Here is a 26011-nt window from a genome sequence, read left to right as displayed (position 1 = left end):
AGGCGATCCTTCCATATAGGAAGTGGACCGCCTTTTCTTATACCTTTTGAATACGAATATTACTAACCATAAGAATCATTAAAATAGTTGTAACCACTGCATAAAAGAGAACTGGTAACTGATTTGCGAATAAAACTAAAAACGTTAAAATAGTTCCTGCAGCAGTAATCGGTATTCCGTAAAATGCACCATCAAATTCTTGTACATTGTATCTCGCTAATCGTATTGCACCACATAATACATAGAAGACGACTAGAACCGCTCCGACAGTTGGTACTTGATATAAACTTGTTTCATAAACAAGTAAAGCTGGTGCCAGACCGAATGATATTAAATCACTTAATGAATCCAATTCTTTTCCAAAATCTGATTCAATATTATATTTGCGTGCTACCACTCCATCAAAACGATCAAATAATGCAGCAAGAAATAAAAATAATACACTAAAATTCGTAAACCCTTTTAAAACAAAGACGATAGACATAATACCAAAACTTAAATTCATTAATGTGATAGCATTCGCTTTTTGTTCTTTCAATTTAGTATAATTAATATGTCTTAATAAAAACATTCGTTCAACCCCCTTTTTAAATGAACTTTCACCACATATTAAATACGTAAAGGATCTGATGATTCATGATGAAGTTTTTACTAAAGTACTTTGTAGAACTTACAGGAAACGCCTATAGCTCCACACTATTAAAGTCATTTAGTCAATCACGTCTAAGTAAACCACTTATTCGTCCTTTTTCTAAAGCTTATTCTATTAACCTAAAAGAAACAGAATATCCAATACACCATTACCAAACACTACACGATTTTTTTACACGTCGTTTAAGAGATAAAGCACGCCTTATTGATTATTCTTCAGACACATTTATTTCTCCCGTTGATGCATTATTAAGTGAGATGGGAACCATTGCTGAAAACCAGACTTTCTATATTAAGGATCAACTTTATACTTTAGAAAAAATTCTTGGAAGTAAAGAAAAGGCAAATGTGTATCGAAACGGGCATTTCTACATATTATACCTTTCACCAAGCCACTACCATCGATTTCACTATCCAATTACAGGAAGACTTGAGAGTCGATACGCTCTAGGTGAAAAGTCATATCCAGTCAATCAATTTGGTCTAAAGTATGGTAACATGCCTTTTTCCACGAATTATCGTATCATTTCTGAATTAGCTAGCCCGTTTGGAAAGATAGCTATGATTAAGATTGGAGCGCTCAATATTAATTCCATTCAGTTACATCATACGGGTTCGCATTTTAACAAAGGCGAGGAACTGGGTTATTTTTCTTTTGGATCGACTATTCTTCTCCTTTTTGAAGAAAACAGTCAATTTCAACCATTAATGAAGCCAAATACAGAAGTGCTCATCGGGCAAGCCATTGCGAAATGGATGAATAAATAAGTGAATAAACAATTATGTGTGTTGTTTTCGATAGCGATAATAGGTAATACATACAACGATAATAAGGATAAGGGTTCCAACTATACTCCAGGAATACTTGCGAATAAAGTCTGCAATGATACCCCAATTTGCACCTAGACGATTTCCTAATGATAAAAACACAGTTACCCAAACAACAGCACCTATCGTAGCAAAAAATAAAAAATGTTTGAAAGAATACTTTGTAATTCCACTGATATAGGCAGCAACATGACGGACACCTGGAATAAAATAAGATATAATAAGAAAAATAGAACCATATTTAGAAAATAGTCTTTTTGTTCGTTCAATAGTATGTGCTCTAACTTTTAATTTAGAGCCATACTTACGAACAAATGGTTCTCCCAATTTCACCCCAATAAAGTAACTAATCGATATGCCACAAATGGATCCAAACACAGCTGATAAAAAAGTTATTGTAAAGCTCATTTCTCCTAGTGAAGTAATGTAGCCTAAATAAGTAACTAATACTTCATCAGGCACTGGAAGTCCTAATAATCCCATTGTCAACAAAGTAAAGATTGCAATATAACCATATTGGCTAACAGCTTCATGCCATACTCCCATTGTATTTCCCGCTTTCATATGAAAATAAATAATAAACAATGAATAGTATTTATTATACTACAAAAGTATAGTTATTAGGCTATTAATTTTATCTTATTTACTAATACGTGTAATACTAAAAAAGGATTCATAAAAGTTCTCTTTTTACATAGATTGGATATATATGATGAGTCACGTTTAGAATCTTGTACTTCTTTATTTATTAAAGCTCCTTTACACATGGTAAGCGTTTTCATATAATGGTATTAATCATAGAATAGGAGGGTTAGTATGAAGCGAGTAGAAGAAGGAACATTATTGTGGGAGCCATCTTCAGATTACATGAAACAATCACATATATTTCAGTATATGAATTGGTTAAAGAAAAAGAAAGGGCTTGATTTCGCTGACTATCAATCTCTTTGGGAATGGTCCACGAACGAAGTAGAAGAATTTTGGGAATCGCTTTGGAATTATTTTAATATAAAAAGCAAAACACCATACACCTCTGTTTTAACATCACATAACATGCCTGGAGCAAAGTGGTTTCAAAATGCAACAATCAACTATACAGAACACATTTTCAAAAACAGGCAAAAACATTTACCAGCAATTATTCATACATCAGAATTACGTCCTCAAACAGAAGTTACATGGAAGAAATTATATCAAGATACAAGCGCCTTACAAGAAACACTCAGCAATATGGGCGTGACAAAGGGTGATCGAGTTGTATCATACATTCCTAATATCTACGAAGCCGTTGTTTCTTTTCTAGCTGTAGCAAGTCTTGGAGCAATCTGGTCTAGTGCATCACCTGACTTTGGAACAAATAGTGTCATTGATCGTTTTAAGCAAATTGAACCGAAAGTAATGATTACGGTTGATGGGTATCGCTATGGTGGGAAAGATTTCAACCGCTTGCCTGTGCTTAAAGAAATCCAAGAAGCACTTCCAATGTTGGAGGCAACAATTGCGATTCCATATCTTAACCAAGATGCAAATTTTGAACCACTAAAAAATGTTACACATTGGGAAGATGCCGTTACTCCAAACGAGAGAGAGCTTACCTACGAATATGTCGAATTTAATGATCCACTATGGATTTTATTCTCATCAGGTACAACCGGAGTCCCAAAACCTATTGTTCACAGTCAAGGCGGTATGCTTTTAGAACACTTAAAAGCAATCACATTCCATGCTGACCTTGGTGAAGGTGATCGGTTCTTTTGGTTTACGACAACTGGCTGGATGATGTGGAATTTCCTTGTCGGGGGTCTTTTAACTGGAAGCACCATTATTTTATATGATGGGAATCCCGCATATCCAGATAAAAACTTTTTATGGAAGCTGGCAGAAGATACGAAAATGACTTTATTTGGTACAAGTGCGAGCTTCCTTACTGCTTGTATGAAAGATGGAATTGAACCGGGAAATACATTTGATTTGAGCCATTTAAAAAACATTAGTTCTACTGGTTCTCCATTACCACCAGAAGCCTTTCAATGGTGCTATGAAAATGTCAAAGAAGATTTGTTAATTGCTTCATCTAGTGGTGGAACAGATGTATGTACTGCCTTTATATTAGGTGTTCCAATCTTACCTGTGCATGCTGGTGAACTACAATGTCGTGGGCTTGGAGCGAAAATTGAAAGTTTTAATATGGCTGGAGAAGCACAAATTAATGAAGTTGGTGAATTAGTGTTAACTGAACCATTCCCAGCAATGCCTATCTTTTTTTGGAATGACACAGATGGGAGAAGACTTCAAGAAAGCTATTATGATATGTTCCCAGGGATTTGGCGACATGGAGACTATTTAAAAATTACGGAGCATGGTTCATGTATTATTTATGGAAGGTCAGATGCCACTATTAACCGTGGGGGTATACGAATTGGTACAAGTGAAATATACCGAGCAGTTGATTTAGTAGAAGAAGTAGAAGATAGCTTAATAGTAGATATTCCGAAAGAAGATGGAGATTCGTTTGTACCGTTATTTGTTATTATGAAAGAAGGTCATGCACTTACCGAAGAAATAAAGCAACAGATCAATAACCATATACGTACCCAATGTTCACCACGCCATGTTCCAACAGGTATATTTGAAGCACCTGATCTGCCAAGAACATTAAATGGGAAGAAGCTTGAGATTCCTGTAAAAAGAATATTGATGGGACAAAAAATGAATCAAGTGGTTAATAAGGGCTCTTTAAGTAATCCGATGATGCTTGACTATTTTGTTCAATTTGCAAGAGAAAATAAACACGTTAGTAGTTAATTAGAAAGCTTGAGGGAAATCCCTCAAGCTTTTGTTTTACCTTAGAAATTTTATTACTTCATATCTAAAAATCTCTTTCTAATTTCTTTTGTTGGCAATTGGCAACTTTCCTTTTTGCCAAACCATCTATATCTATTTTGGGCTATTATATTATAAAAAAAGTCACGTACGGGACTTGGTATGATCAAGAAAACAGAAAAAAGCTTCCAACCCCCTGTTAGATGAAAACATATACGAAGTGCTGCAGATGATTTTATATAATATTTGTCATTATTTAATAAAATGATACTATCTATTTCTTCAGGTACTTCGTAGGCATTTAGGAGCTCCTGCCCAATTTCTCCTTGTTGGGATGCAAACTTGAAGAATCCCTTTGCATCATGTTTAATGATAAACTGTACACTTTGGTCACAAAAATGACACTGTCCATCAAATAAAATGATTGGATGCTCCATTCGAATGCTCCCCTTTTTATTAATTAATCAGTGGCTGGCAGTTTCATTTTATTATTGGTAGCTAAACTTCCAATCACATAAGCAAAGAAAGATAAAATGACTGGAAATACGACTACATGCATACCAAATGGTTGAATTTTCAGCAAGTCCATCAAAATGTATGAACCAATTCCTACGACCATAGAAGAGAAAGCACCATATTTATTTCCCTTTTTCCAATACAATCCCATTACAATTGGCCATATAAAGGCAGCCTCTAAACCACCAAAGGCAAATAAATTTAACCAAATAATTAAATTTGGTGGATCTAATGCAAATAAAAAAACAATAATCCCTAACAAAGCAGTAATACCTATACTTATTTGTTTGATCTTTTTATGAGATGCTTTTGGTTGAACATAATTCAAATAGACATCTTTGACGACAGTTGAACTGACTAATAGCAATAAAGAGTCTACTGTTGACATAATTGCAGCCATTGGTGCTGCAAGGACAGTACCGGCAAGCCAAGCTGGCATTGTTTCTAAGGCGATAAGTGGCATCACTTTGTCACCAACCTCAATGCCGGGTAAAATTGGCCTAGCAAACACACCAATTAAATGCATATTTAACATAATAAAACCAACAACGATTGTTCCAATAATAATCGCGCGATGCATCGACTTTGAATTTTTATATGACATCGCTCGAACAGCAATTTGCGGCAGGGCGATTACCCCAACACCTACTAAAATCCAGAAGGAAGAAACATAAGCAGGTGTTAAATTACCCTCTGCTCCAAAAGGTGTAATTAAATTTGGATTCTCCGCATTTAAGTCTTGAATAATATTCGAAATTCCACCACCAGCAATAATCACCGCAATTAAAAGAATTAACGTACCAATAAACATGATGGATCCTTGAATCGCATCTGTTAAAGCAACAGCACGAAAACCACCAATAACAACATAAATTAGTACAGAAACAGCAAAGATGAATAACGCACTTGTGTATGAAAGACCTGTCAATGACTCAATTAGACGTCCTCCACCAATCCATTGGGCTGCCATTGCAGAAAACAAGAAAATAATAATACTAAATGAAGCCAGTAAAACGACCCACTTTGATTGATAACGTTCTTTTAAATAATCAACCAATGTAACAGCCTGATAACGTCTTGTTATAATCGCAAATTTCTTACCCAAAATCATCAACACGAAATATCCTGTTGCCACTTGTGACATGGCAAGTAACACCCAACCAAGGCCCTGTGTGTAGGCAACTCCAGGACCACCTATAAAACTACTAGCACTTCCATAAGTTGCCGTCATTGTCATTGCTAAAATAAATCCACCTAAACTCCGACCACCTAAAAAGTAATCTTGCAAAAAGTCTGTAGAAGTACGAACATATCTACTAGCCCATAATCCAATTCCAAACATGACAATAAGCATAATAATTAAGGGAATTAGTGCTTGCCAATTCATTTCTCATCATCCCCTTTATCATCAAAAGAAACTTCTACAAAATACTTTTTAACGAAAAATATGACGAGCACTACCATAACAATTAATCCAACGACACAACTATAAAAGAACCATGCTGGTAGACCGAAAACATATGTATATTGTGATGGATCTTTACTTCCCATTCCATAGGCGAAACCAAACCACCAAATAAAATTAAAAAGGACTAATCCAACCCCAATAAGTGCCTCCCGATTGGCGATTTTAAATCGGTTGTCCTCTTTCTGTTTTTTCACGTCTTCTTCCCCCTAATTTCTCTTATATTATGATAACTATATCCTATTATCCTCTATTTTGTAAACGGTTAGATTTACCTATCTTATCCCAAACAGTAATCATGAATAATAAGATTGATAGAGATCATTATTTTCCAATAATGTAACAAACACTTCTAATGCCTTTGTTTGAAAAGGTGATCTCGTAATAATAGAGAAAGAACGGTAGAATGGAAGCCCTTGAACAAAAATGATTTTCAAATCTCCTGCCTTCAATTCTTTTTGAACAGCCCATTTTGATAATAATGTAATACCAAGTCCTGCTTCTACTGCTTGTTTAATAGATTGTGTACTACTAAAAGTCATCTGCTCCTTTGGTGAAATCCCGATATCTTGTAACATACTTATCGTTGCTTCTCTTGTTCCTGAACCCTGTTCTCTAATAATCCACATTTCTTTTTCCAAATCGGCTTGAGTCACTTTTTCTTGTTTGACTAACACATGGTTAGCTGAAGCAATAATATACATCGCGTCTTTCGCAAATTTTCTTTCTTTTAATTGTTTACCTTCAAATGCTCCTTCTACAATTCCAATATCTAATTGATGCGCCATAACTAAATCAGCAATTTTAGCTGTATTTCCGATTAAAACAGAGGCTTGAATATCTGGATATGTATGTCGTAATTGGGCGATTAATTGAGGGAGTACATATTCCCCAAATGTGAAACTTGCTCCAATCGAAAGTGACCCTTTTGTTTGATGGATCAAATCATCCACCAAATGTTGCATTTTCGTATAGATTCCTAATATCTCTTTTGCATGATGATAAACAATTTCCCCCGCCTTATTTAAGCGCACATATTTATTTGTCCGTTCTAATAATCTTGTACCAATTTCCTCTTCTAACTGACGAATATACTGGCTAACGGCTGGTTGTGTCATATGTAGTTTTTCTGCAGCTCGTGTGAAATTTTTCTTTTCTGCTACCGTAACAAAGACTTGTAGTTGTTGGTCCATGCGTCCGCCTCCTTTGTTGTTCTATTATATAAGATTGCTTATGATAATCATAATGATGATTTATTTTCGTTATTATAAATACTGTAATACGATTATAGTGGAGGTGTTTTTAATGGGACGTGAACACGATTCGAATGTGCGAGCGAAAAAGGAAGCTAGTGTGTCTTTTCCTTTTAGATGGATTGCTGGTGTTTTATTTACTTTTTTTATTGCCTTTTTAGGGTTTATGTTAACCTTTATCCCTGGTTTTTCTTATCTGGGCCAATTAGCAACCGCCATTATTATTGCAATCATTTATAGTCAAATTTTCGGTTACCCAGAATTTTTACGACCTGGTATTACATTTTCATCAAAAGTCTTGCTTCGGGTGGCTATCATTTTATATGGACTTCGTTTAAATATTCATACCGTACTTGGCGATGGACTAGGACTTTTAGCGAAAGACATGATTGTCATTGCTTTTGCCATTCTTTTTACAATGTATTTAGCAAAAGTTTTTAAAGCTGATAAAACCATTTCTCTATTAGCTGGAGTTGGTACAGGGGTATGTGGTGCAGCAGCAATTGCCGCTATTGCACCAATTATTAAAGCGGAGGATGAAGACACAGCAATTAGTGTGGGAATGATTGCACTCGTTGGAACACTATTCTCGATTCTCTATATCCTTATTAAACCATTTTTGCCTTTAACCGATATTCAATATGGAATATGGTCTGGGATGAGTCTACATGAACTAGCACATGTTGCCTTAGCGGCTGAACCAGCTGGTGAAGATGCATTAGCCATGGCTCTTCTTGCAAAGCTTGGTCGGGTATTTTTGTTAATACCGTTGTCTTTTATTATCATTTTTATAGTCAAACGAACAGGAAGATTTTCTAAGGGAAAACAACAAATAACATTTCCATGGTTTTTACTTGGGTTTGTCATGATGAGTGTGTTAGGGACATTCGTTTTTGGAAAGTCCATTCCAGTATCCGAAAACATGATGAATGGCATCTACTCTATCTCAACATGGCTCTTAACCGCCGCTATGGTCGGGCTTGGTTTAAGTGTGAATCTTCAAAGCTTACGTACCAAGGCATTGCGCCCTTTTATGGCGATGCTTATAACGTCTGTGCTCCTTTCTGTGTTGGCATTTATTATTTTATAGTGAATTAGTCGTGTAGCGGTGTGGGATTGGTGACCAATATTTGCGCTTTTTTAATTTTTCGGTCATCTATATGCTTTTGGATGACCGATTTTTGGTGGATTTCGCTTTTACGGGCATCAATCGGCGGTTGGTTGACCAATTTTCGCTGGGTTTCGCTTTTGCGGGCATCAATCGGCAGTTGGTTGACTGATTTTCGCTGGATTTCGCTTTTACGGGCATCAATCGGCGTTTGGTTGACCGACTTTTGCTGGATTTCGCTTTTGCGGGCATCAATCAGCGTTTGGTTGACCGATTTTCGCTGGATTTCGCTTTTACGGGCATCAATCGGCGGTTGGTTGACCGATTTTCGCCGGATTTCGCTTTTACGGGCATCAATCGGCGTTTGGTTGACCAATTTTCACTGGGTTTCGCTTTTGTGGTCATCAATCGGCGGTTGGTTGACCGATTTTCGCTAGATTTCGCTTTCGCGGGCATCCAACATACTTCCATTCAGTTAAACCCGATTTATATATACATTAAAATATAATTGAGTTAAATGTGACACATCCAATAATCATGCCCCTTGCAAAACCCTGAGATTCATTATATAATATAATTTGGTTAAAAAATTGACATACGGGGCATTAGCTCAGTTGGGAGAGTGCCTGCATGGCATGCAGGAGGTCATCGGTTCAAGCCCGATATGCTCCATAATGTATAAACGCACATACACGTTAATGTATGTGCGCTTTTTATTTGTCTAAACTCCTTATTTATTAAGCATCAATTATCACATTATCAATCAGACGAGTATTTCCTACCTGTACGGCAATTGCGATCAATACATTTCCACTTACTTCTGAAACAGGTGCCAATGTTTTGCCATTAACAAATTCAATATAATCAATTTCACTATTTTTCCCTCGATTTATAATACCTTTCATTTCTTGTTTTATTGTTGAAACATTTCTCTCTCCACCATCTATTAATTCCTTCGCCCTTACTAAAGATTCATATAATAGTAGGCCATCTTTTCTTTCTTCTTCACTTAGATAGGTATTTCGGGAACTTAGTGCTAGTCCATCTTTTTCTCGAACAATTGGACAACCAATGATTTCAATATCCATATTCAAATCTTTAACCATTTTTTGAACAATGATTAATTGTTGTGCATCTTTTTGTCCAAAATATGCTCTATCAGCCTTTGTAATGTTAAACAATTTGGTTAAGATTGTTGCTACACCTTCGAAATGGGTCGGTCTAGACTCACCACATAACACTTGTCCTAATTTTTCCACCTCTACATATGTAGAGAAACCCTCCGGATACATTTCATTGACCTGAGGTAAAAATACATAATCACACTGATTCTCTTCACATTTTTCTAAGTCTTTTTGTCTGTCTCTTGGGTATTGATCAAAATCTTCCTTCGGGCCAAATTGGGTTGGGTTAACAAAAATACTTACAACGACGATATCATTATCTTCTCTTGCTTTTTTGATTAAACTAAGATGCCCCTCATGAAGATAGCCCATGGTAGGAACCAATCCAATGGATAAGCCCTTTTCTTTACATGCTTTTAGATTTGCCTTTAGTTCATCTATGGAGTTAATTGCAATCATTTTTATCTCTCCTGCTATTTAAATTCATCTATTATTTCTTTGTTTATTTTGAATGTATGTTGTTCCTCTGGGAAAGTCCCCGCTTTTACCTCTGTTATGTAATTTTCAAAAGCTTCATGGATGTCCACTTTCAGGTTCTTATATTGTTTCACGAATTTCGGAACAAAATCAGAAAACATGCCTAACATGTCATTAACAACCAAAATTTGCCCATCACAATATTTACCAGCACCAATCCCAATTGTTGGTATTGACACTTCCTCCGTAATGATACGAGCAACTTCACCAGGGATACCTTCAATTACGATGGCGAAAACTCCTGCATCCTCCAAAACTTTTGCATCATCGATAAGTTGCTGTATTTTTTCCTTACTTTTCCCTTGTACTTTAAATCCTCCAAAAACATTAACAGATTGAGGTGTTAGACCGATGTGTCCCATAACAGGAATTTGTGCTTTAACAATCGCTTTTACATGATCTAAAATATCCATGCCTCCTTCTAATTTAACGGCATGGGCATGTCCCTCCTGAATCAATCGACCTGCATTTTTAATTGTTTCTTCTGTATTCAAATGATAGGATAAAAAAGGCATATCTGCCACAATGAAAGCATCTTTTACTCCTCGGCTAACTGCTTTTGTATGATGTACCATGTCATCCATTGTTACAGATAGTGTATCCTCATATCCTAACGTTACCATTCCTAACGAATCGCCAACTAGTATCCCGTCTATTCCAGCACCGTCTACTAATTTTGCCATCGAATAATCATAGGAAGTTACCATCGTAATCTTTTCATTTTTATCTTTCATTTCCTGAAATGTCGCTACCGTCTTTTTCATTGCAATCGCTCCTTAATATTTGATATATTTCTTCTGTTTTTTTATCAGACAAATCTCCTGTCTCACTACCAATTTGTAAAGCAACCAATCCTAAACGTTTATAGATTTCTTTGTATGTAGGAAGTTCCTCGATATGCTTTTGTATCGTATTTAAGTCTCCCCTAATAATTGGGCCTGTTAAAGCATGGTTAATACCCTTTTTCTTCATATTAAATAAAGCGCTTTCCATTAAGGGAAGAGTCCCAACAATAGATAATTCTTTGTCTAGACCACTTTCTAATAACAAATCTTCTCCTATCTTTGCCAATGCAACGACATAATTGGAAACAAATACTGCAGCAGCATGGTATAGGGCTTTCTTTTTTTTATCCAATACAAAATAACGGATATTCGACTGATCCAAGAAAGCATGTATACCACTTATATGGTCTCCTTCTATAGAAAAGACGACTTCCCCTAAATCGGATGATTTCTTATCTGCAAATGAATATAAAGGATGAAGCGAATAACCTAAAACACCATTTTCCCCACTGTTCGTAAAAATAGATGAAGATAGACAACCACTCATATGGAAAACCTTCTTGTCTCGTAAATCAAAATCTAGCATGTGATTCCATACATCTTCTATTCTGTCATCTGGTGTCGTAATAAAAATATAATTCGATTGTTTGATAAGCTCATTAAAACTTAAAGCCGAGCTGTCTGTCAGATTTGCTGCATAACTAGCTGATTCCATTGATTGACTAGCATAGCCAACTATCTGAAATTCCCGTTTCTTTAAAAATAGCCCAAAAGAACAGCCAACCTTTCCAGCACCTATAAAACCTATCTTCATCTCGAGCACTCCTTCAATAAATAAAGACACATAAATCATAACATAATTTTCTGATTTTCAGTAAATAAAAAGACGATACCTTCTTTAAATGAGATACCGTCAATACATTTACTTTTTACTCGGAAACAATGTATAAGACCAATTAATAATCGAATCAACAACAAAGACAATTGCCCAAACCCGAACAATGTTTGTGATTAATTCACTTGTAAATGGTTGCGGTTCTAATAATTCATCCCCATACCACTCTAAGTTCAATATAAAATAATCAAGGGAATAACTATCATTCCCATACAACAACCAAAACACGTAAATAGCAGAAATAAAGACGACAGTATGTGCATAAAACCAATAACGTGCTCTTCTTGCAATCACTTTCGGATCCTTTAAATAGGCCATGATTTCTCGGTCTTTTTCGGTTAGTAAATCAATTCCTTTCCATTTCCCAACTTTATCCTTTACCCAGCGGTCCATCCGCTTAAAGTCACTAACCCCAAATGTTCCTGCATATATGATAAAAATCATAATGACAATTTGAAATGTCGTAAATTCCCCTGTCTCCAAATACACCAGATAAGCAAGCAAGGCCTCTAATAAAATCATTACAATAAACAAAAATAAAAACGTATAACTAAATCGCACTTTTGTAAAAGCATAGCGCACGACGGCAAATAATAATAAACAGATGAGTGCACTAACTTCCAACGTAATAAAAATAGCCCATTGGTTTTCTATTAAAAATGTCATAAACAAACCTCTTTCCACTTAAAATTCTTCAACCGATTATTATTTTTGTTTCGATTCAAATACTTGCCAAGCTCTCTCGAAAAAATCCAACACCTCATCCTCAATAGGATAAAACCCCATTTTTTTCGACTTCTCTGGTGATTTTCGAACAGCCCATAACTTGTTAAAAAACACATCATTATCACCAAATGTTTCGATTGTCTTTTCGTACATTCGCTGAATAATCTTTTGAACTTGTGGTGCAGTGACATCTTTATCCAGATGTTGTTTCAACTGACCTAGTAATAGAACCCATTCCAATGAGTCTGAATCTCTACTATTCATATTTGGTAGTAGGTCTAATAACACTTTCTCTTCTTCACAAAACATTTGATCCCGGTATGCATTTCTTTCTTCATAACTTCCTTGATAAAGATGAATCATTTTTTGAACTTCACTAAGATTAACATCGCCATCAATTGTTATTCCATTCATTAAGCCAATTAATGTTTTTTCTATTTCGGCTAATTTTTCTTTCTCTTTTATAACGTATTGCAACTGATTTTGTAATCCCTCCTGCCAATCTCTCGTTTTATCTGAAAGCATTTCTTTAATTTCCTTCAAGCTAAATCCTAACATTTTCAAAAATTGAATTTCTTGTAATTTTTTTAATTCCTTTTCCCCATATAACCGATGACCTCCTTCTGTTTTCCCTGCTGGTACTAATAATTTGATTTCATCATAATATCGAAGTGTTCTGACAGTGATACCAGTTTGTTTCGTAATTTCTTTAATGGACAGCATATATTCACACACCTTTCCATAGATCATTTTTATATTTATAGTATACAAAATGACGTTACGTAAGTTTCAACTTTTTATTATATTTAAGAATCAATATACTTGATAGGTTAGAATAATCCCAATTAAAAAAGGCGTTAAATAAACGCCCTAAGATTATGAAACAACCATTTGTTTTTCCTACTACTACGCATCGATTTCTTTCTTTTTAAAAATGACAATAGTAAGAAATGATACAATAAGAAACCAAGCCGTAATAACACTTAAATGTGACCATACATCTGTCAATCCAGATCCTGCTTGCACTTTTGTAGCAAACTCAATCAATTGCAAGTTTGGAAGATATTCTGCAAAGTGAAGAATTGGATATTTGTCCATTAGTGTTTCTATGAATGAACCAAATCCTAGCAAGAATACTACAGGCATAATAATAACAGAAGCCTCTACAACAGACCGCGCTAATAAACCGAGTAATGTTCCTAATGCAATATAAAATAGTGTAGAAACAACAATTGCAACAGCAACCAAGGCGACATTTTCTGGATAATATTCCATGAATATACTAGATACAACGATTGTTACTATTGATAACAAGAAGGCTACTAAACTTTTTCCACTAAAAATTTCTGGAATAGTTGCAGGTGATAACATCAAACCACGTAATGTGTTTTTCTCTTTCTCTTCAGCGATGATTGCACATTGAATGAATGTAGCTGTCATTGTAAAGGCAAGATTAATGACAAGATAGTAGGATTCTATGGAGAGATCTTCAGCCATTCTTCCATATATTGCTGCTAACACCAAAGGCATTAGAATCGATGTAGATACAAACATATTTTTAGATAAGTCCTTTAAATCCTTATTAAATATAGCCAATACACGTTTCATTGAAAAAGTCATACAAGTTCCCTCCCTGTAATTCCCACGAAAATGTCTCCTAAAGTTGGTTCATTTGAATGAATAGATACAACTTTGTCAGCTTGCATATGTTCATATAAAGCTTTTGCTCCATTAGGTCCACCTGGTAATAAAAGTTCACGACCATCTTTTAATAAAACTTGTAAAGAAGAGTCTGAAAATTGACGCCGAAGTTTTTTCGGTTCATCCAATAATTGGATTTTTCCTTTATGGAGAAATGCAACGCGATCACATAATGTCTCCGCTTCATGCATATCATGTGTTGTTAAAAAAATGGTTGTTCCTCCCTTTGTTAGCTCACGAAGCCCGTCATAAATATGTTTAGAATTCGCAGGGTCCAATGCAGATGTCGGTTCATCTAAAAATAATAATTCTGGCTCATGTAAGAAGGCCCTTGCCAGTTGTGCTCGCTGTTTCATCCCTTTAGACAATTTAGATACCATTTTTTTCTGTTCATTTTCTAAGTTCACCATCTCTAACACATTATTGATACGTTTGGCAGGTACGTCATAAAGGTCACAAAATAATTTTAAATTATCATAAATGGTTAACCGATCGTATAACCCACTATTATCTGTTAAGACACCGAACTTCCTTCGATATTTTGCCTTATTTAATGAAGCAGTTGGTTGATTAAATACAAATGCATCTCCTGAAGTAGCCAACAACTGTCCAGTTAAAATTTTAATTGTTGTTGTTTTTCCGGAACCACTTGGTCCGAGAAATCCGAATGTTTCTCCCTTATTTACTTCAAAATGAACATCCTCCAATGCAGGATAATTCCCAAAAAATTTTGCTAATGACTTCACTTTAATAATTTGTTCCATCATTTTTCCTCCTTGTGATTTCCATTTGCTTGTAAATCTAGAATAGAGGAAAAACATTGGTCTAGCAGTATATTTTCCATGAATGGAGCATTTTTCGAGGTGAATGGAACTTATTTCAGGCCTAATATTTCCTTTAATTGGGCCATCTTTCCTTTTGATAATGGTATGGATGATTTTGCTTGATCATCTAAAATTAAATTAAAACTATTTCTCGTCCACGTAATTACTTCACGAACCTTTTGTAAATTTACAATATACGAGCGGTGACATCGGAAGAATCCAAAATAATGTAATCGACCTTCCAATTCATTTAATGTAAATGTTGTTGGAAAAGCTTCTCCTTTTATATATAAATGTGCCTGGCCGTCCTTACTTTCTATATAATCAATTTCGGGAGGGTCAAACAGAACCATCTTTTCATTAATCTTCGTAGGTATTTTATGGAATTTAAAAGTCTGTTCCTTCTCTTCTGCATCTGGCACTTCTTTCTTTACATCTTCGTCTTTACCTTCATCAATTTCTACTTTATAAAGCCCCTTCTCATCTAAGCGATAAACCTCATCAGCTACCGAGATTGCATTTTCCATATTCCCTGTTAGAATAAGGATTGCTTTTTGATTTTCTTGTAGTTTTTGAATGATAGTAGAAAAAACACGTTTCGTTTCCAAATCGACATTTAAATCTGCTTCCTCAAAGATATAAAGTGCGGCATCTTGTAATAAGACCTTAGCAAATTGAACCCGTCTACGTTCAGAAAATGTGAGTTTACTTACTTTTGTGTGTGTTTTATCCTCTAATTGGGTCCATTGCAATACTTGTTCAAACGTTTGTTTGGACTGATAAAGGCCTTGGTAAAATTTTAAACAGTCCATAATCGTTAACCGTTCATACATCCCTTCTTCAAAGAAACAAACAGCAATTTGTGCAAGATATGCACGTCTATTTATATTGTAACTTTCATTTTGAACGAAAATTTTACCAGATGTGACCGAATGCTTCCCAATTAGCATATTTAATAATACATGACGAACATTTAAACTAGAATAGATAGCTGTGACACCTTGCCTGTAAACCTTTAAACTAAAGTCAGGAAATAAAACAGTATCTTTTTCATGTTTTGCAACATCTTCCATCGATAATACTTCCATAAAATCACCTTTCCAATGAGACAATTTTCTCTATTTTTATAATACCTGATTAGGCAACATTTTGTAATATATATTTTGGATACTAAACGACCAATACTGGGATGAATGGAGCAAAAATAATGTTGAATGATGCAATTTTCCTCCTCAATGTAATTGTTTTTCTGGGATCTAACGCTTTTCTGGTGATATTGAGATGGTTAACGTTATCTCTTTACTTACTTCCACACTTTCCGGAAACATTAAACCAACAACCACATTTTTCCAGGGAAATGACAAAATTATTTTTCTATGATACGCTAAGGGGGACAATTTCATAAATCTATATGGAAGCTACTAGGGGTGCCCTTACACAGAAGGGCTGAGAGGAAAACCATTTGTTTTCTAACTCTTGAACCTGATCTGGATGATACCAGCGGAGGGAAGTGGTCAGACGAGCGATGTCTATCTATTTCAAATCGACAATGAAGTCAGGTTCATAAACATGAACCTGACTTTTTTTATGAAAATAAAGGAGGTGTACCACGCATGCACCGAACACGACGAATTACCATCATGGCAGTTCTTATTGCTATTGGTGTTTTAGGTTCTCAATTTCTTTGGTTTCCAGCTGGTATTGCCAAAGCATATCCTGTTCAACATGCGGTAAATATTCTTGCAGCAGTTACACTCGGTCCCATTCCTGCAGTTACAATTGCTTTTATGATTGGGCTTATTCGGAATTTATTTGGCCTTGGATCACTACTTGCATTTCCAGGTGGGATGATTGGTGCATTATTAGCAGGTTATTTATATCAAAAATATGGAAAAATTGGCTGGGCTGCTTTTGGTGAAATGGTTGGCACTGGGATTTTCGCTTCGTTAGTTGCTGTCCCATTCGCGAAGGTTTTTATGGGAACATCATTTGGTGCACTATTCTTCTTCCCATCCTTTTTAACAAGTAGTATTTCTGGTGCACTCATCGGAGTGTTTATCGTTTCCCGTATGAAATCTGCCAATCTGTTAAAACAAATCGAAGTAAGCAGATTAAAATAAAAATTAGGAGGCTTTTATTATGAGAAATGTAGCATGTGCATTAACCATTGCTGGTACAGATCCTAGTGGTGGCGCTGGAATCCAAGCAGATTTAAAAACATTTCAAGAACTACAAACATATGGGATGTCTGTCATTACATCCGTTGTTGCCCAAAACACAACAGGTGTTCAAGATGTTCATCATATACCACTTTCCATGATTCAAAAACAACTAGATTCGGTGATTAATGACATGCCGATTCACGCATTTAAGACAGGGATGATTGCCAATATCGATATGATGGAAGCAATTAAGGCAAAAATTAAAGACTTACATATTCCTTATGTGATGGATCCGGTTATGGTTGCGGCAAGCGGGGATCCACTTATTGCAACAGATGCACAGAAGTTTTTACGCGAGGAACTTCTACCATTAACAACAATTGTCACACCAAATATTCCGGAAGCAGAGAATATAACAGGGATTACCATCCAATCGGAAGAGGCTATGCAGGAGGCTGCAAAATTAATTGTTCATACCTATGGCGCCGAAGCTGCTCTTGTAAAAGGAGGACATTTTACAGGCGATGCGATTGATTTCCTTTATGACGGAGAGGCTATCCACCGTTTCCAAGCCAAACGAATTGATACAACAAACTCACACGGCACTGGATGTACTTTATCAGCTGCGATTACAGCTTATTTAGCCCAAGGGGATTCATTATATAACGCCGTAAAACAGGCAAAGGATTATATCACAAAGGCAATCATGCATTCATTTGATTTAGGTCATGGTAGTGGTCCAACCAACCATTTCGCACCAAGAATGGAGGAGATAAAACAATGAATCCAGAAATTATAGAACAAGCCCGAGAAAAAAATCCACTAATTCATCACATCATGAATCAAGTTGTAAAAAATTTCGTTGCAAATGGTGTGCTTGCTTTTGGTGCAAGTCCTATTATGGCAAGTGAAAAGGAAGAAGCAGAAGAAATGGCCCAAGCTTCAGACTGTGTGCTTTTGAATATCGGAACTTTAACAAAAGATGAAATTGAGGCGATGATTATCGCCGGAAAAACTGCTAATAAACATCATATTCCACTTGTAATCGATCCAGTTGGTGTTGCAGCGACGCCGTTTCGCTCCAAAACTATTAAATATGTTTTAGAACAAGTTCAGCCTACTGTAATTAAAGGAAATGCAGGGGAAATCGCCCATCTTGTTGATGTCCCGTGGAAGGTAAAAGGTGTTGATTCCATTGGAAGTGGAAATGTGGAAGAAATTGCTGCAAAAGCAGCTAAGAAGTATAACACTAGCATTGTCATAACTGGAAAAACAGATATCATATGCACTGGAAACAGAGTTATCCAAAATACAACTGGACACCCATTTTTAACACAAGTAACTGGTGGTGGTTGTTTACTCGGTTCTATTGTTGGAGCATGTTTAACAACAGATAATCCAATTGAAGAACAGCTAGTAACAGCAGTCACATTCTACGGACTTGCCGCCGAACATGCTGCATCACAACGAGATGTAAAGGGTCCTGGAACATTTCTTTCCCATTTTGTCGATGCACTATCCTATCCATTTGTTACATTGAAAGGATGAATGTTGAAATGAAATCATTAGCTGAACAATTACGGAAGTATTTTGTTATGGGAAGTCAAGATTGTCAAAATAGAAGTCCTGAAGAAATTTTAACGGAAGCAGCCGAAGCTGGAATCACTACTTTTCAATATCGGGAAAAAGGAGAATATTCTCTAACAGGTGAAAAACAAATTGAGTTAGGAAAAAGGCTACGAGAAATATGCCGAGAATACGATATTTTATTTATTGTCAATGATGATGTAGATTTGATTGAGCCTCTTGATGCCGATGGAGTTCATGTTGGACAAAAAGATACACCTGTTGAAAAAATACGAGAGCAATATCCTAATAAAATCATTGGCCTTTCCATATCCAATCAAACAGAGTTAAATAACAGTCCCATTGAATTAATTGATTATGTCGGTGCAGGTCCCATTTATAAAACAGCTACAAAACCAGGCAAGATTCCCGTTGGTCTGGAATGGATTCAAACGTTACGAAAAAAACACCCAAAACTTCCAATGGTCGGAATTGGCGGTATTAATCCAGACAATGCATCGCTTATAGTGAAAGCTGGTGCTAATGGAGTGGCTGTCGTTTCTACCATTACTAAAGCAAAAAATATTATGGATACAGTAAAAAAATTATAAAACAAGAGTTTTATCAGTAAGTTTCGTTGAATCACCTTTCTCCTATACAGAAACTTTCACAAAATACACCCCACCAAAATATTTTGGTAGGGTGTATTTTTTATCTCTAATTTCGAATAAATACCTCTCCAACCATTTGATATACTTGGTTTTCACCCACATCGGAATATTGTGATTTAATTATCTTTTGAAAAATTTATAAATAATCTGATAAAAACTGTTGCATTTTTAAATAAAGGGTATATACTGTAATATAACAGCATAAGATATATTAAAATGTGTTATATATTAAGGGGGTGTCATCATGTTTAGAAATAATAATGTTTGCACAGAATGCGGTGGGCAAATAGATGAAAAAAGCTACACAACGGAATGTGAATATTGCCTATCCAAAAGAGAAGACTAATTTTTTTGCCAAGGTTGTTATATAACATTATTATTTTGTTGGTTTTGTATCATAACAAAAAAGGAGGATATTATTAAACAATGTTAACAAAAGATATGAATATCGAAATTAAGGGAATTTATGATTCTAGATTTAATGAAATTTTAACTGACGATGCTTTAAATTTCCTAAAAAAACTCCATTACCATTTTAATCAACAACGACTAAACCTTCTACAAACCCGCCAAGAACTACAACAAAAAATAAGCGAAGGTCAGACACTTCATTTTTTAGAGGAAACCAAAACTATTCGTGAAGGAAACTGGACAATAAATTCTTTACCAAAAGATTTACATGATCGCCGAGTAGAAATTACCGGACCTGTTGATAGGAAAATGATTATCAACGCACTAAACTCTGGTGCCAAATGTTTCATGGCTGATTTCGAAGATGCAACCGCACCAAGTTGGGAAAATATGATGAATGGCCAAATCAACCTAAAGGATGCTATTCGCAGACAAATCGATTTCAAGGCAGAAAATGGCAAGTTTTATGCACTTAATGAAGAGACAGCCGTTTTGATTGTTAGACCTCGTGGCTGGCATCTTAATGAACAACATATATTAATTGACGGGCAACCAATGTCAGGAAGTTTAGTCGATTTTGGTCTATATTTTTACCATAATGCAAAGGAATTATTAAAACGTAATACAGGACCTTATTTCTATTTACCTAAGTTAGAAAATCACCAAGAAGCTAGATTATGGAACAGTGTATTTGTATTCGCCCAAAACGAGCTCGGTATACCTCAAGGTACAATTAAGGCAACTGTACTCATTGAAACCATCACAGCCGGATTTGAAATGGATGAAATTTTATATGAATTAAAAGAACATTCAGCTGGTTTAAACTGTGGTCGTTGGGATTATATATTTAGTTTTATCAAGAAATTTCAGAATGATGAAAATGTTGTTTTTCCTGACAGATCACTTGTAACAATGGAAGTTCCTTTTATGAGAGCATATGCACAACTAGCTGTAAAAACGTGCCATAAACGAAATGCACCTGCAATCGGTGGAATGGCAGCACAAATACCAGTTCGTAATGATGAAGCTGCTAATGAAGAGGCATTCCGAAAAGTTCGTCAAGATAAAGAGCGAGAAGTGCGGGATGGATTTGATGGAACTTGGGTCGCACACCCTGGAATGGTTCAACTTGTAAAAGATGTTTTTAATGAAAATATGCCAACACCAAATCAGATTTCAAATAAACGGGAAGATGTATCTGTTACCGCTCAAGACTTACTAGAAATTCCAACAGGGCCAATCACAGAACAAGGCTTACGCACAAATGTTAATGTAGGTATTTTATATATTGCTTCATGGCTTGAAGGTAGAGGTGCTGCTCCAATTTATAACTTAATGGAGGATGCAGCAACAGCAGAAATATCTCGTGCCCAAGTATGGCAATGGATTCGCCATCCAGAAGGAAAACTTGATGATGGGCGTAAAATTACATTTGAACTGTTTGATAATATTCTCAATAAAGAAATGGAAAAAATAAAATCTCTAGTTGGTGAAGAAGCTTTTTCACAAGGTGCTTATGAAAAAGCTGCAACCATTTTTACTGATCTTGTAAAAAACGATACATTTACAGAGTTTTTAACGATACCGGCATACGGTCAATTAATTGAAGGGGGAAATAAATAATGAGACAATCACGTATCGATCAATTGCAAAAAGAATGGGATAATGATTTAAGATGGGTAGGCATTGAAAGACCATATTCAGCAGAGGATGTTATCCGTTTAAAAGGGTCTCTTGATATTGAGTATACACTCGCTGAAAGAGGAGCCCAGAAATTATGGAAACTAATTAATAATGAGGACTATGTTCATGCATTAGGCGCACTAACTGGAAATCAAGCAATGCAACAAGTTAAAGCTGGACTAAAAGCCATTTATTTAAGTGGATGGCAAGTTGCAGCAGATGCAAACATTGCTGGACAGATGTATCCTGACCAAAGTCTTTACCCTGTAAATAGTGTTCCACAAGTTGTAAAACGAATTAACCAGGCTTTACAGCGTGCTGATCAAATTCATTACTCAGAAGGAAACGATGAAATCGATTGGTTTGCTCCTATCGTTGCTGACGCTGAAGCTGGATTTGGTGGTCAATTGAACGTTTTTGAATTGATGAAAGCAATGATTGAAGCTGGAGCATCTGGTGTTCATTTCGAAGACCAGCTCGCTTCGGAAAAGAAATGCGGTCATTTAGGCGGTAAAGTACTACTACCGACGCAGGATGCTATTCGTAACCTAATTTCAGCTCGTTTTGCTGCTGATGTAATGGGAACTCCAACTATTATTGTTGCACGTACGGATGCAAATGCAGCAGACATGGTTACAAGTGATATTGATCCAGCTGATGCTCCATTTATAACAGGTGAACGTACATCTGAAGGATTTTACCGTACAAAAGCTGGTATTGAGCAGGCAATTGCTCGTGGATTAAGCTATGCTCCATATGCTGATCTTATCTGGTGTGAAACTTCTGAACCGAATGTTGAAGAAGCGAGACAATTCGCAGAGGCTATTCACGAAAAATATCCGAATAAATTACTTGCTTATAACTGTTCTCCATCGTTTAATTGGAAGCAAAAATTATCCGATCAAGAAATTGCCAATTTCCAAAAAGAAATTGCTAAAATGGGTTACAAGTTCCAGTTCGTTACACTAGCTGGTTTCCATTCATTAAATCATGGCATGTTTGAACTTGCTCGTAAATACAAAGATCATGGAATGGCTGCCTATTCCGAATTACAACAAGCAGAATTTGCTAGCGAAAAAGATGGCTATACGGCAACCCGTCACCAACGTGAAGTTGGAACTGGGTACTTTGATGAGGTAGCTCAAGTTATTTCTGGTGGTTCTTCATCAACAATCGCTTTAAAAGGCTCAACGGAAGAGGAACAATTTACGAAATAAAATAATTATGTATAGGTGGGTCAATATACAATGACCCACTTTTTATTTTTACTAGGAGATATTTCTTTCCCTCCTTCCATAAATCTGTTTTTAATCAAGTTACTTGGTGAAAAGCGTTTCATCCAGTATACTTTAACATTATTTTTGTTGTTTTTTGAAAATAGTTTCATTTCTGTCCATATAAGCGAAAGAAATTGGATTTTTTAACCTCTACTTACTAAAAGAATATATTTCCTCAAAAATCTTATAGAATACATGTAATCAGACCCTAAAATCCCATTTGCATAAAGAAAAATATCATTATACGATAAAGAAGACTTAGATTTATGGAGTTTCTCTCAACAAGAGAGGAATAATTATTCATAAAAAAACTAATGAGGAGAGATGAAAGTAACGTGGATTTAGAACAAAAAGAGTACCGAAAGATGATGGTAAATAATCTAACAGCAAAGGTAACTCACAATGCAAGAAGAATGAACAATATGCATGTCAAAGAAACAGAAGATCTCGTGCGTGTTGATTCTGGTATCCCTACGTATAACTTCAATATTATTACATTACCCGAACAAGGAAAAACCCCATCCAAAGACACTATAAAAAAAGAAATGGATCATTTTAATGATAAAGATTTTCCAATTAATATGTGGTGCTGGGAAGATGAAAAAGAGACAAGAGAAATTATACATGATATTGGTTTAACGGAATACCACACCCCATATATTGGAATGGTTGCAGAATTAAAGGACCAGCAAATTTCGATACAAGATAGAGATGATTTAATTCTAAAAGAAATATCTACAGAAAATGAGGCTCAACAATTTGGAAATATTATTGCCAATTTATATGAAAATCCTGAACCACAGTACATTCAAACCTATTTTTCCAAAATAACTGATCTTTTACTAGATAGATCCTCCCCATACAAACCATACGTTGGAATCTATCAAGGTGAAGTTGTTTCAACGGGATCTTTAATGTTTACGGATACAACAGTTGGTATGTATGATATTGCAACAATACCAGAAGTTAGAGGCAAAGGTATTGGTACCGCATTAATTCAATACTTACTTCATGATGCTAAGGAAAACAATGGAGAATACTGTGTTCTTCAAGCTTCACCAGAAGGAAAGGGAATCTATGAACGAGCAGGCTTTCAATCGATTGGTAATCTAAAAATATATGAAAACACTGAACTTGTTGGAGTTCCAACATAACCCAAAACGGTGTGATACAGCATGATTGCGAATATAAGTCAACTCCCGCCTTCAAGGTGGGAGTTTTTATAATATCCTAAATCAAGGTGCTAAAAATGCCCATTTTTCCTATTTTTAATCCCCTTCTAGACCGATTACCCATATAGTAAAGAGAAAGAATTTTTAAGGGGGTAAAATAGAATGAACAATGATAAGTACCCAAGTTTTTTTCATCCATATGATGATGAATATAACCAAGATGAGCGAATTTTTAATAACCTAGGAGGGATGTTTGGCCCACCTGGTTTTCCTGGGGGCTCGGGAGATCCTGGATTTCCTGGGGGAAACAATTTCCCTGGTGGACCTGATCCATATAACCAGCCGCAAACAGATGGTCCACCAACAACTCCACCACCATTATTCACTCCACAGCAGCCGAAATTTCAAACATATGCGATTGATCCTGGAGCAATCCGTGGATGTCGCTATCGATTCACGTATATTTGGCTAGATAATGGTAACTCTTTTTGGTTCTACCCAACCTTTGTTGGACGTCGTTCTGTAGCTGGTTATCGATGGTCATTTTTTAGATGGGTCTATTTTGGAATTGACCTAGACCGAATTAATTCATTTCAATGTTTTTAAAAAAAACGTGCTCGTATTTTTGTAACGAGCACGTTTTTTCATTTATCAGGACTGCAGCTCATACATCGAGGTTTCTCCCATTTATATAAAGGGTGTGACAAAACTAGCCGCAAAAGTTTCCCTCTATTCAGTTGGTTGAATTTATTCATTTACAATTTGTTCAACCGTCTCTTCTACTTCTTGACGGGTCATTTTTTCTTGTCCACGTTTTAACGCTTTTAATGTTCGTTTCGCTAATGCGAGGGGGATTTTACAAAATAGCAGTATGTTTTTTGTTTTAATATCTTTCATATATGCATCAGCTTTTCGTAAGTTTTCTTCTGCATATGCAAACATATCATCTTTTGTCCAGCTATCGGGGAAAAATTGGACACCTCGTTCTCTATCTTCATCAACATTTCTAAGGACATTTACTGCTTGTAGCCCTCTTCCATAACCTATTGCAAGTTCCCGATTAGTTGTTGTTCCGTCATACCATTTCCAAATATCTGATAACATGATACCTACTAGTCCCGCAACATAATACGTATATTCATCTAAATCCTCTTCTGTTTTTACTTTCCAACCTTTGTCAACCCATTTTGCCATACCATTTGCCATCACACTGGTTGCATCTGTCACGGTGCCAGTGATTTCGTCTGGACAAAAGTCTATCCAGTCCCCTAATCGAATGGTTACTTCTGGTAAATACTTTTCATACGGTTGAATAAGTGATTGATATTTTCCTTTATCAAACGGTTGTTGTTTTAACAATTGACTTGTTTCACGTAATAAATGCTGTTTTATTTCCGATTCTAATTGAATATGATCCTCTATTTCATCAATTGCACGCATACATAAATAAGCCGAACCAACCGTTTTTCGTAATTTCGGTTTCAACAATTTGATCGGTATATAAAAAGTCCGACTTGTTAACTTTAAAACATGCATCGCTTCTTTTTCCAATTTTTTATCCAATGAAGTTCCTCCTTCAATCATAGCGAGGTATATAAAGTATAACAGAAACAGAGAAGTTTTTCCTGATTAAGAATCATAATTGACAAATTCGACAAAATATAGTTAAAAGTATTACTTTTTTCAAGTAATTCTTGCCTAAAAAAAACTAGTTATAATTGTTGTGAAGGATAAAAATATTAGTTATGCTAATATAGCAATGAAAGTAGTTGAAAGAGAAGTTTATCTTCTTTATAAACTCATACTGCCGATAGATAGGAAACAGAAGCTATT

General features: G+C 35.6%; 27 protein-coding genes, 1 tRNA gene and 1 riboswitch. Of the genes, 12 read left to right on the top strand and 16 right to left on the bottom strand.

Annotation, left to right across the window (positions count from 1 at the left end; translation table 11 throughout):
- Positions 1-37: 37 nt before the first annotated feature.
- Complete coding sequence (gene pssA / locus FHP05_RS11020; RefSeq protein WP_147668203.1) at positions 38-571, bottom strand: CDP-diacylglycerol--serine O-phosphatidyltransferase; 534 nt, start codon at positions 569-571, stop codon at positions 38-40.
- Between the two features lie 65 nt (positions 572-636).
- Between pssA and FHP05_RS11015 the strand changes: the two genes are divergently transcribed.
- On the top strand, positions 637-1419 hold the full coding sequence (locus tag FHP05_RS11015; protein WP_147668201.1) for a phosphatidylserine decarboxylase: 783 nt from the start codon (positions 637-639) through the stop codon (positions 1417-1419).
- A 12-nt stretch (positions 1420-1431) separates the two neighbouring features.
- Here the strand turns inward: FHP05_RS11015 and FHP05_RS11010 are convergent, their stop codons facing one another.
- Positions 1432-2025, bottom strand: a complete 594-nt coding sequence (locus tag FHP05_RS11010; RefSeq protein ID WP_191126330.1) for a DedA family protein — start codon at positions 2023-2025, stop codon at positions 1432-1434.
- A 270-nt stretch (positions 2026-2295) separates the two neighbouring features.
- Here FHP05_RS11010 and FHP05_RS11005 point away from each other — a divergent pair, with 270 nt between their 5' ends.
- Complete coding sequence (locus FHP05_RS11005) at positions 2296-4284, top strand: acetoacetate--CoA ligase (RefSeq protein WP_147668197.1); 1989 nt, start codon at positions 2296-2298, stop codon at positions 4282-4284.
- Between the two features lie 53 nt (positions 4285-4337).
- Here the strand turns inward: FHP05_RS11005 and FHP05_RS11000 are convergent, their stop codons facing one another.
- From FHP05_RS11000 to FHP05_RS10985, 4 genes are all read right to left on the bottom strand, one after another.
- On the bottom strand, positions 4338-4739 hold the full coding sequence (locus FHP05_RS11000) for a thiol-disulfide oxidoreductase DCC family protein (protein WP_147668195.1): 402 nt from the start codon (positions 4737-4739) through the stop codon (positions 4338-4340).
- A gap of 23 nt (positions 4740-4762) precedes the next feature.
- The gene (gene panF / locus FHP05_RS10995; RefSeq protein WP_147668193.1) at positions 4763-6205 is read right to left on the bottom strand and encodes a sodium/pantothenate symporter; all 1443 of its coding nucleotides are present in this window, start codon (positions 6203-6205) and stop codon (positions 4763-4765) included.
- The gene (locus FHP05_RS10990) at positions 6202-6480 is read right to left on the bottom strand and encodes a YhdT family protein (RefSeq protein WP_147668191.1); all 279 of its coding nucleotides are present in this window, start codon (positions 6478-6480) and stop codon (positions 6202-6204) included. Before FHP05_RS10990 ends, panF begins: the two co-directional genes overlap by 4 nt.
- 99 nt (positions 6481-6579) lie before the next feature.
- Complete coding sequence (locus FHP05_RS10985; protein ID WP_147668189.1) at positions 6580-7476, bottom strand: LysR family transcriptional regulator; 897 nt, start codon at positions 7474-7476, stop codon at positions 6580-6582.
- 112 nt (positions 7477-7588) lie between these two features.
- Here FHP05_RS10985 and FHP05_RS10980 point away from each other — a divergent pair, with 112 nt between their 5' ends.
- Positions 7589-8626, top strand: a complete 1038-nt coding sequence (locus FHP05_RS10980) for a YeiH family protein (protein ID WP_147668187.1) — start codon at positions 7589-7591, stop codon at positions 8624-8626.
- Positions 8627-8630: 4 nt separating this feature from the next.
- On the opposite strand, the gene FHP05_RS10975 is transcribed toward FHP05_RS10980, so the two are convergent.
- On the bottom strand, positions 8631-9020 hold the full coding sequence (locus tag FHP05_RS10975) for a hypothetical protein (RefSeq protein WP_147668185.1): 390 nt from the start codon (positions 9018-9020) through the stop codon (positions 8631-8633).
- A 223-nt stretch (positions 9021-9243) separates the two neighbouring features.
- Between FHP05_RS10975 and FHP05_RS10970 the strand changes: the two genes are divergently transcribed.
- A tRNA-Ala gene (locus FHP05_RS10970) sits at positions 9244-9316 on the top strand.
- Between the two features lie 65 nt (positions 9317-9381).
- Here FHP05_RS10970 and panC read toward each other — a convergent pair.
- The 8 genes from panC to FHP05_RS10930 all read right to left on the bottom strand — a co-directional run bounded on the left by panC (position 9382) and on the right by FHP05_RS10930 (position 16324).
- Positions 9382-10227, bottom strand: a complete 846-nt coding sequence (panC, locus tag FHP05_RS10965) for a pantoate--beta-alanine ligase (RefSeq protein ID WP_147668183.1) — start codon at positions 10225-10227, stop codon at positions 9382-9384.
- Positions 10228-10241: 14 nt separating this feature from the next.
- Positions 10242-11069 carry a 3-methyl-2-oxobutanoate hydroxymethyltransferase gene (gene panB, locus FHP05_RS10960; RefSeq protein ID WP_147668181.1) on the bottom strand — a complete coding sequence of 276 codons (828 nt, stop codon included), beginning with the start codon at positions 11067-11069 and terminating at the stop codon, positions 10242-10244.
- The gene (locus FHP05_RS10955) at positions 11029-11904 is read right to left on the bottom strand and encodes a Rossmann-like and DUF2520 domain-containing protein (RefSeq protein ID WP_191126329.1); all 876 of its coding nucleotides are present in this window, start codon (positions 11902-11904) and stop codon (positions 11029-11031) included. Before FHP05_RS10955 ends, panB begins: the two co-directional genes overlap by 41 nt.
- A gap of 108 nt (positions 11905-12012) precedes the next feature.
- Entirely contained in the window at positions 12013-12651 is a 639-nt protein-coding gene (locus tag FHP05_RS10950) for a hypothetical protein (protein WP_147668177.1), read from the bottom strand.
- A 39-nt stretch (positions 12652-12690) separates the two neighbouring features.
- Positions 12691-13434, bottom strand: coding sequence for a MerR family transcriptional regulator (locus FHP05_RS10945; RefSeq protein WP_147668175.1), 744 nt, complete (start codon positions 13432-13434; stop codon positions 12691-12693).
- Between the two features lie 183 nt (positions 13435-13617).
- Entirely contained in the window at positions 13618-14331 is a 714-nt protein-coding gene (locus FHP05_RS10940) for an ABC transporter permease (RefSeq protein WP_147668173.1), read from the bottom strand.
- Positions 14328-15176: an ABC transporter ATP-binding protein gene (locus tag FHP05_RS10935; protein ID WP_147668172.1), complete on the bottom strand. Its 849-nt coding sequence runs from the start codon at positions 15174-15176 to the stop codon at positions 14328-14330. The genes FHP05_RS10940 and FHP05_RS10935 overlap by 4 nt, the downstream gene beginning before the upstream one ends.
- A gap of 110 nt (positions 15177-15286) precedes the next feature.
- A complete protein-coding gene (locus FHP05_RS10930) occupies positions 15287-16324 on the bottom strand; it encodes a LytTR family transcriptional regulator DNA-binding domain-containing protein (protein WP_147668170.1) in 1038 nt (345 codons plus the stop codon).
- Between the two features lie 325 nt (positions 16325-16649).
- Positions 16650-16762, top strand: a riboswitch (TPP riboswitch).
- 87 nt (positions 16763-16849) lie between these two features.
- Here FHP05_RS10930 and thiW point away from each other — a divergent pair.
- The 8 genes from thiW to FHP05_RS10890 all read left to right on the top strand — a co-directional run bounded on the left by thiW (position 16850) and on the right by FHP05_RS10890 (position 24784).
- Entirely contained in the window at positions 16850-17356 is a 507-nt protein-coding gene (thiW, locus tag FHP05_RS10925; RefSeq protein ID WP_147668168.1) for an energy coupling factor transporter S component ThiW, read from the top strand.
- Positions 17357-17375: 19 nt separating this feature from the next.
- Positions 17376-18182, top strand: a complete 807-nt coding sequence (gene thiD, locus FHP05_RS10920) for a bifunctional hydroxymethylpyrimidine kinase/phosphomethylpyrimidine kinase (protein ID WP_147668166.1) — start codon at positions 17376-17378, stop codon at positions 18180-18182.
- Positions 18179-18946, top strand: coding sequence for a hydroxyethylthiazole kinase (gene thiM, locus FHP05_RS10915; protein ID WP_147668164.1), 768 nt, complete (start codon positions 18179-18181; stop codon positions 18944-18946). The genes thiD and thiM overlap by 4 nt, the downstream gene beginning before the upstream one ends.
- A gap of 8 nt (positions 18947-18954) precedes the next feature.
- The gene (thiE, locus tag FHP05_RS10910) at positions 18955-19575 is read left to right on the top strand and encodes a thiamine phosphate synthase (protein WP_147668163.1); all 621 of its coding nucleotides are present in this window, start codon (positions 18955-18957) and stop codon (positions 19573-19575) included.
- A gap of 486 nt (positions 19576-20061) precedes the next feature.
- Positions 20062-21669, top strand: coding sequence for a malate synthase A (gene aceB, locus FHP05_RS10905; protein ID WP_147668161.1), 1608 nt, complete (start codon positions 20062-20064; stop codon positions 21667-21669).
- Positions 21669-22946 (top strand): isocitrate lyase, encoded by a 1278-nt coding sequence (gene aceA / locus FHP05_RS10900; RefSeq protein ID WP_147668159.1) that lies wholly within the window; start codon positions 21669-21671, stop codon positions 22944-22946. The genes aceB and aceA overlap by 1 nt, the downstream gene beginning before the upstream one ends.
- A 395-nt stretch (positions 22947-23341) precedes the next feature.
- Positions 23342-24160: a GNAT family N-acetyltransferase gene (locus FHP05_RS10895; RefSeq protein ID WP_191126328.1), complete on the top strand. Its 819-nt coding sequence runs from the start codon at positions 23342-23344 to the stop codon at positions 24158-24160.
- Positions 24161-24340: 180 nt separating this feature from the next.
- A complete protein-coding gene (locus FHP05_RS10890; RefSeq protein WP_147668155.1) occupies positions 24341-24784 on the top strand; it encodes a hypothetical protein in 444 nt (147 codons plus the stop codon).
- A gap of 141 nt (positions 24785-24925) precedes the next feature.
- On the opposite strand, the gene FHP05_RS10885 is transcribed toward FHP05_RS10890, so the two are convergent.
- A complete protein-coding gene (locus FHP05_RS10885) occupies positions 24926-25714 on the bottom strand; it encodes a squalene/phytoene synthase family protein (protein WP_230973992.1) in 789 nt (262 codons plus the stop codon).
- Between the last annotated feature and the right edge of the window lie 297 nt (positions 25715-26011).

This window comes from Cerasibacillus terrae (assembly GCF_008039555.1).
Taxonomy (GTDB): domain Bacteria; phylum Bacillota; class Bacilli; order Bacillales; family Amphibacillaceae; genus Cerasibacillus; species Cerasibacillus terrae.
Note: the sequence above shows the minus strand (reverse complement) of the source record. Positions and strands in the feature narration are given on the sequence as shown.

Excerpts from the sequence above, each read along its gene's own strand:
- pssA (WP_147668203.1), bottom strand. The coding sequence starts at position 571 with ATGTTTTTATTAAGACATATTAATTATACTAAATTGAAAGAACAAAAA.
- FHP05_RS11015 (WP_147668201.1), top strand. The coding sequence starts at position 637 with ATGATGAAGTTTTTACTAAAGTACTTTGTAGAACTTACAGGAAACGCC.
- FHP05_RS11010 (WP_191126330.1), bottom strand. The coding sequence starts at position 2,025 with ATGGGAGTATGGCATGAAGCTGTTAGCCAATATGGTTATATTGCAATC.
- FHP05_RS11005 (WP_147668197.1), top strand. The coding sequence starts at position 2,296 with ATGAAGCGAGTAGAAGAAGGAACATTATTGTGGGAGCCATCTTCAGAT.
- FHP05_RS11000 (WP_147668195.1), bottom strand. The coding sequence starts at position 4,739 with ATGGAGCATCCAATCATTTTATTTGATGGACAGTGTCATTTTTGTGAC.
- panF (WP_147668193.1), bottom strand. The coding sequence starts at position 6,205 with ATGAATTGGCAAGCACTAATTCCCTTAATTATTATGCTTATTGTCATG.
- FHP05_RS10985 (WP_147668189.1), bottom strand. The coding sequence starts at position 7,476 with ATGGACCAACAACTACAAGTCTTTGTTACGGTAGCAGAAAAGAAAAAT.
- FHP05_RS10980 (WP_147668187.1), top strand. The coding sequence starts at position 7,589 with ATGGGACGTGAACACGATTCGAATGTGCGAGCGAAAAAGGAAGCTAGT.
- panC (WP_147668183.1), bottom strand. The coding sequence starts at position 10,227 with ATGATTGCAATTAACTCCATAGATGAACTAAAGGCAAATCTAAAAGCA.
- panB (WP_147668181.1), bottom strand. The coding sequence starts at position 11,069 with ATGAAAAAGACGGTAGCGACATTTCAGGAAATGAAAGATAAAAATGAA.
- FHP05_RS10955 (WP_191126329.1), bottom strand. The coding sequence starts at position 11,904 with ATGAAGATAGGTTTTATAGGTGCTGGAAAGGTTGGCTGTTCTTTTGGG.
- FHP05_RS10950 (WP_147668177.1), bottom strand. The coding sequence starts at position 12,651 with ATGACATTTTTAATAGAAAACCAATGGGCTATTTTTATTACGTTGGAA.
- FHP05_RS10945 (WP_147668175.1), bottom strand. The coding sequence starts at position 13,434 with ATGCTGTCCATTAAAGAAATTACGAAACAAACTGGTATCACTGTCAGA.
- FHP05_RS10940 (WP_147668173.1), bottom strand. The coding sequence starts at position 14,331 with ATGACTTTTTCAATGAAACGTGTATTGGCTATATTTAATAAGGATTTA.
- FHP05_RS10935 (WP_147668172.1), bottom strand. The coding sequence starts at position 15,176 with ATGGAACAAATTATTAAAGTGAAGTCATTAGCAAAATTTTTTGGGAAT.
- FHP05_RS10930 (WP_147668170.1), bottom strand. The coding sequence starts at position 16,324 with ATGGAAGTATTATCGATGGAAGATGTTGCAAAACATGAAAAAGATACT.
- thiW (WP_147668168.1), top strand. The coding sequence starts at position 16,850 with ATGCACCGAACACGACGAATTACCATCATGGCAGTTCTTATTGCTATT.
- thiD (WP_147668166.1), top strand. The coding sequence starts at position 17,376 with ATGAGAAATGTAGCATGTGCATTAACCATTGCTGGTACAGATCCTAGT.
- thiM (WP_147668164.1), top strand. The coding sequence starts at position 18,179 with ATGAATCCAGAAATTATAGAACAAGCCCGAGAAAAAAATCCACTAATT.
- thiE (WP_147668163.1), top strand. The coding sequence starts at position 18,955 with ATGAAATCATTAGCTGAACAATTACGGAAGTATTTTGTTATGGGAAGT.
- aceB (WP_147668161.1), top strand. The coding sequence starts at position 20,062 with ATGTTAACAAAAGATATGAATATCGAAATTAAGGGAATTTATGATTCT.
- aceA (WP_147668159.1), top strand. The coding sequence starts at position 21,669 with ATGAGACAATCACGTATCGATCAATTGCAAAAAGAATGGGATAATGAT.
- FHP05_RS10890 (WP_147668155.1), top strand. The coding sequence starts at position 24,341 with ATGAACAATGATAAGTACCCAAGTTTTTTTCATCCATATGATGATGAA.
- FHP05_RS10885 (WP_230973992.1), bottom strand. The coding sequence starts at position 25,714 with ATGCATGTTTTAAAGTTAACAAGTCGGACTTTTTATATACCGATCAAA.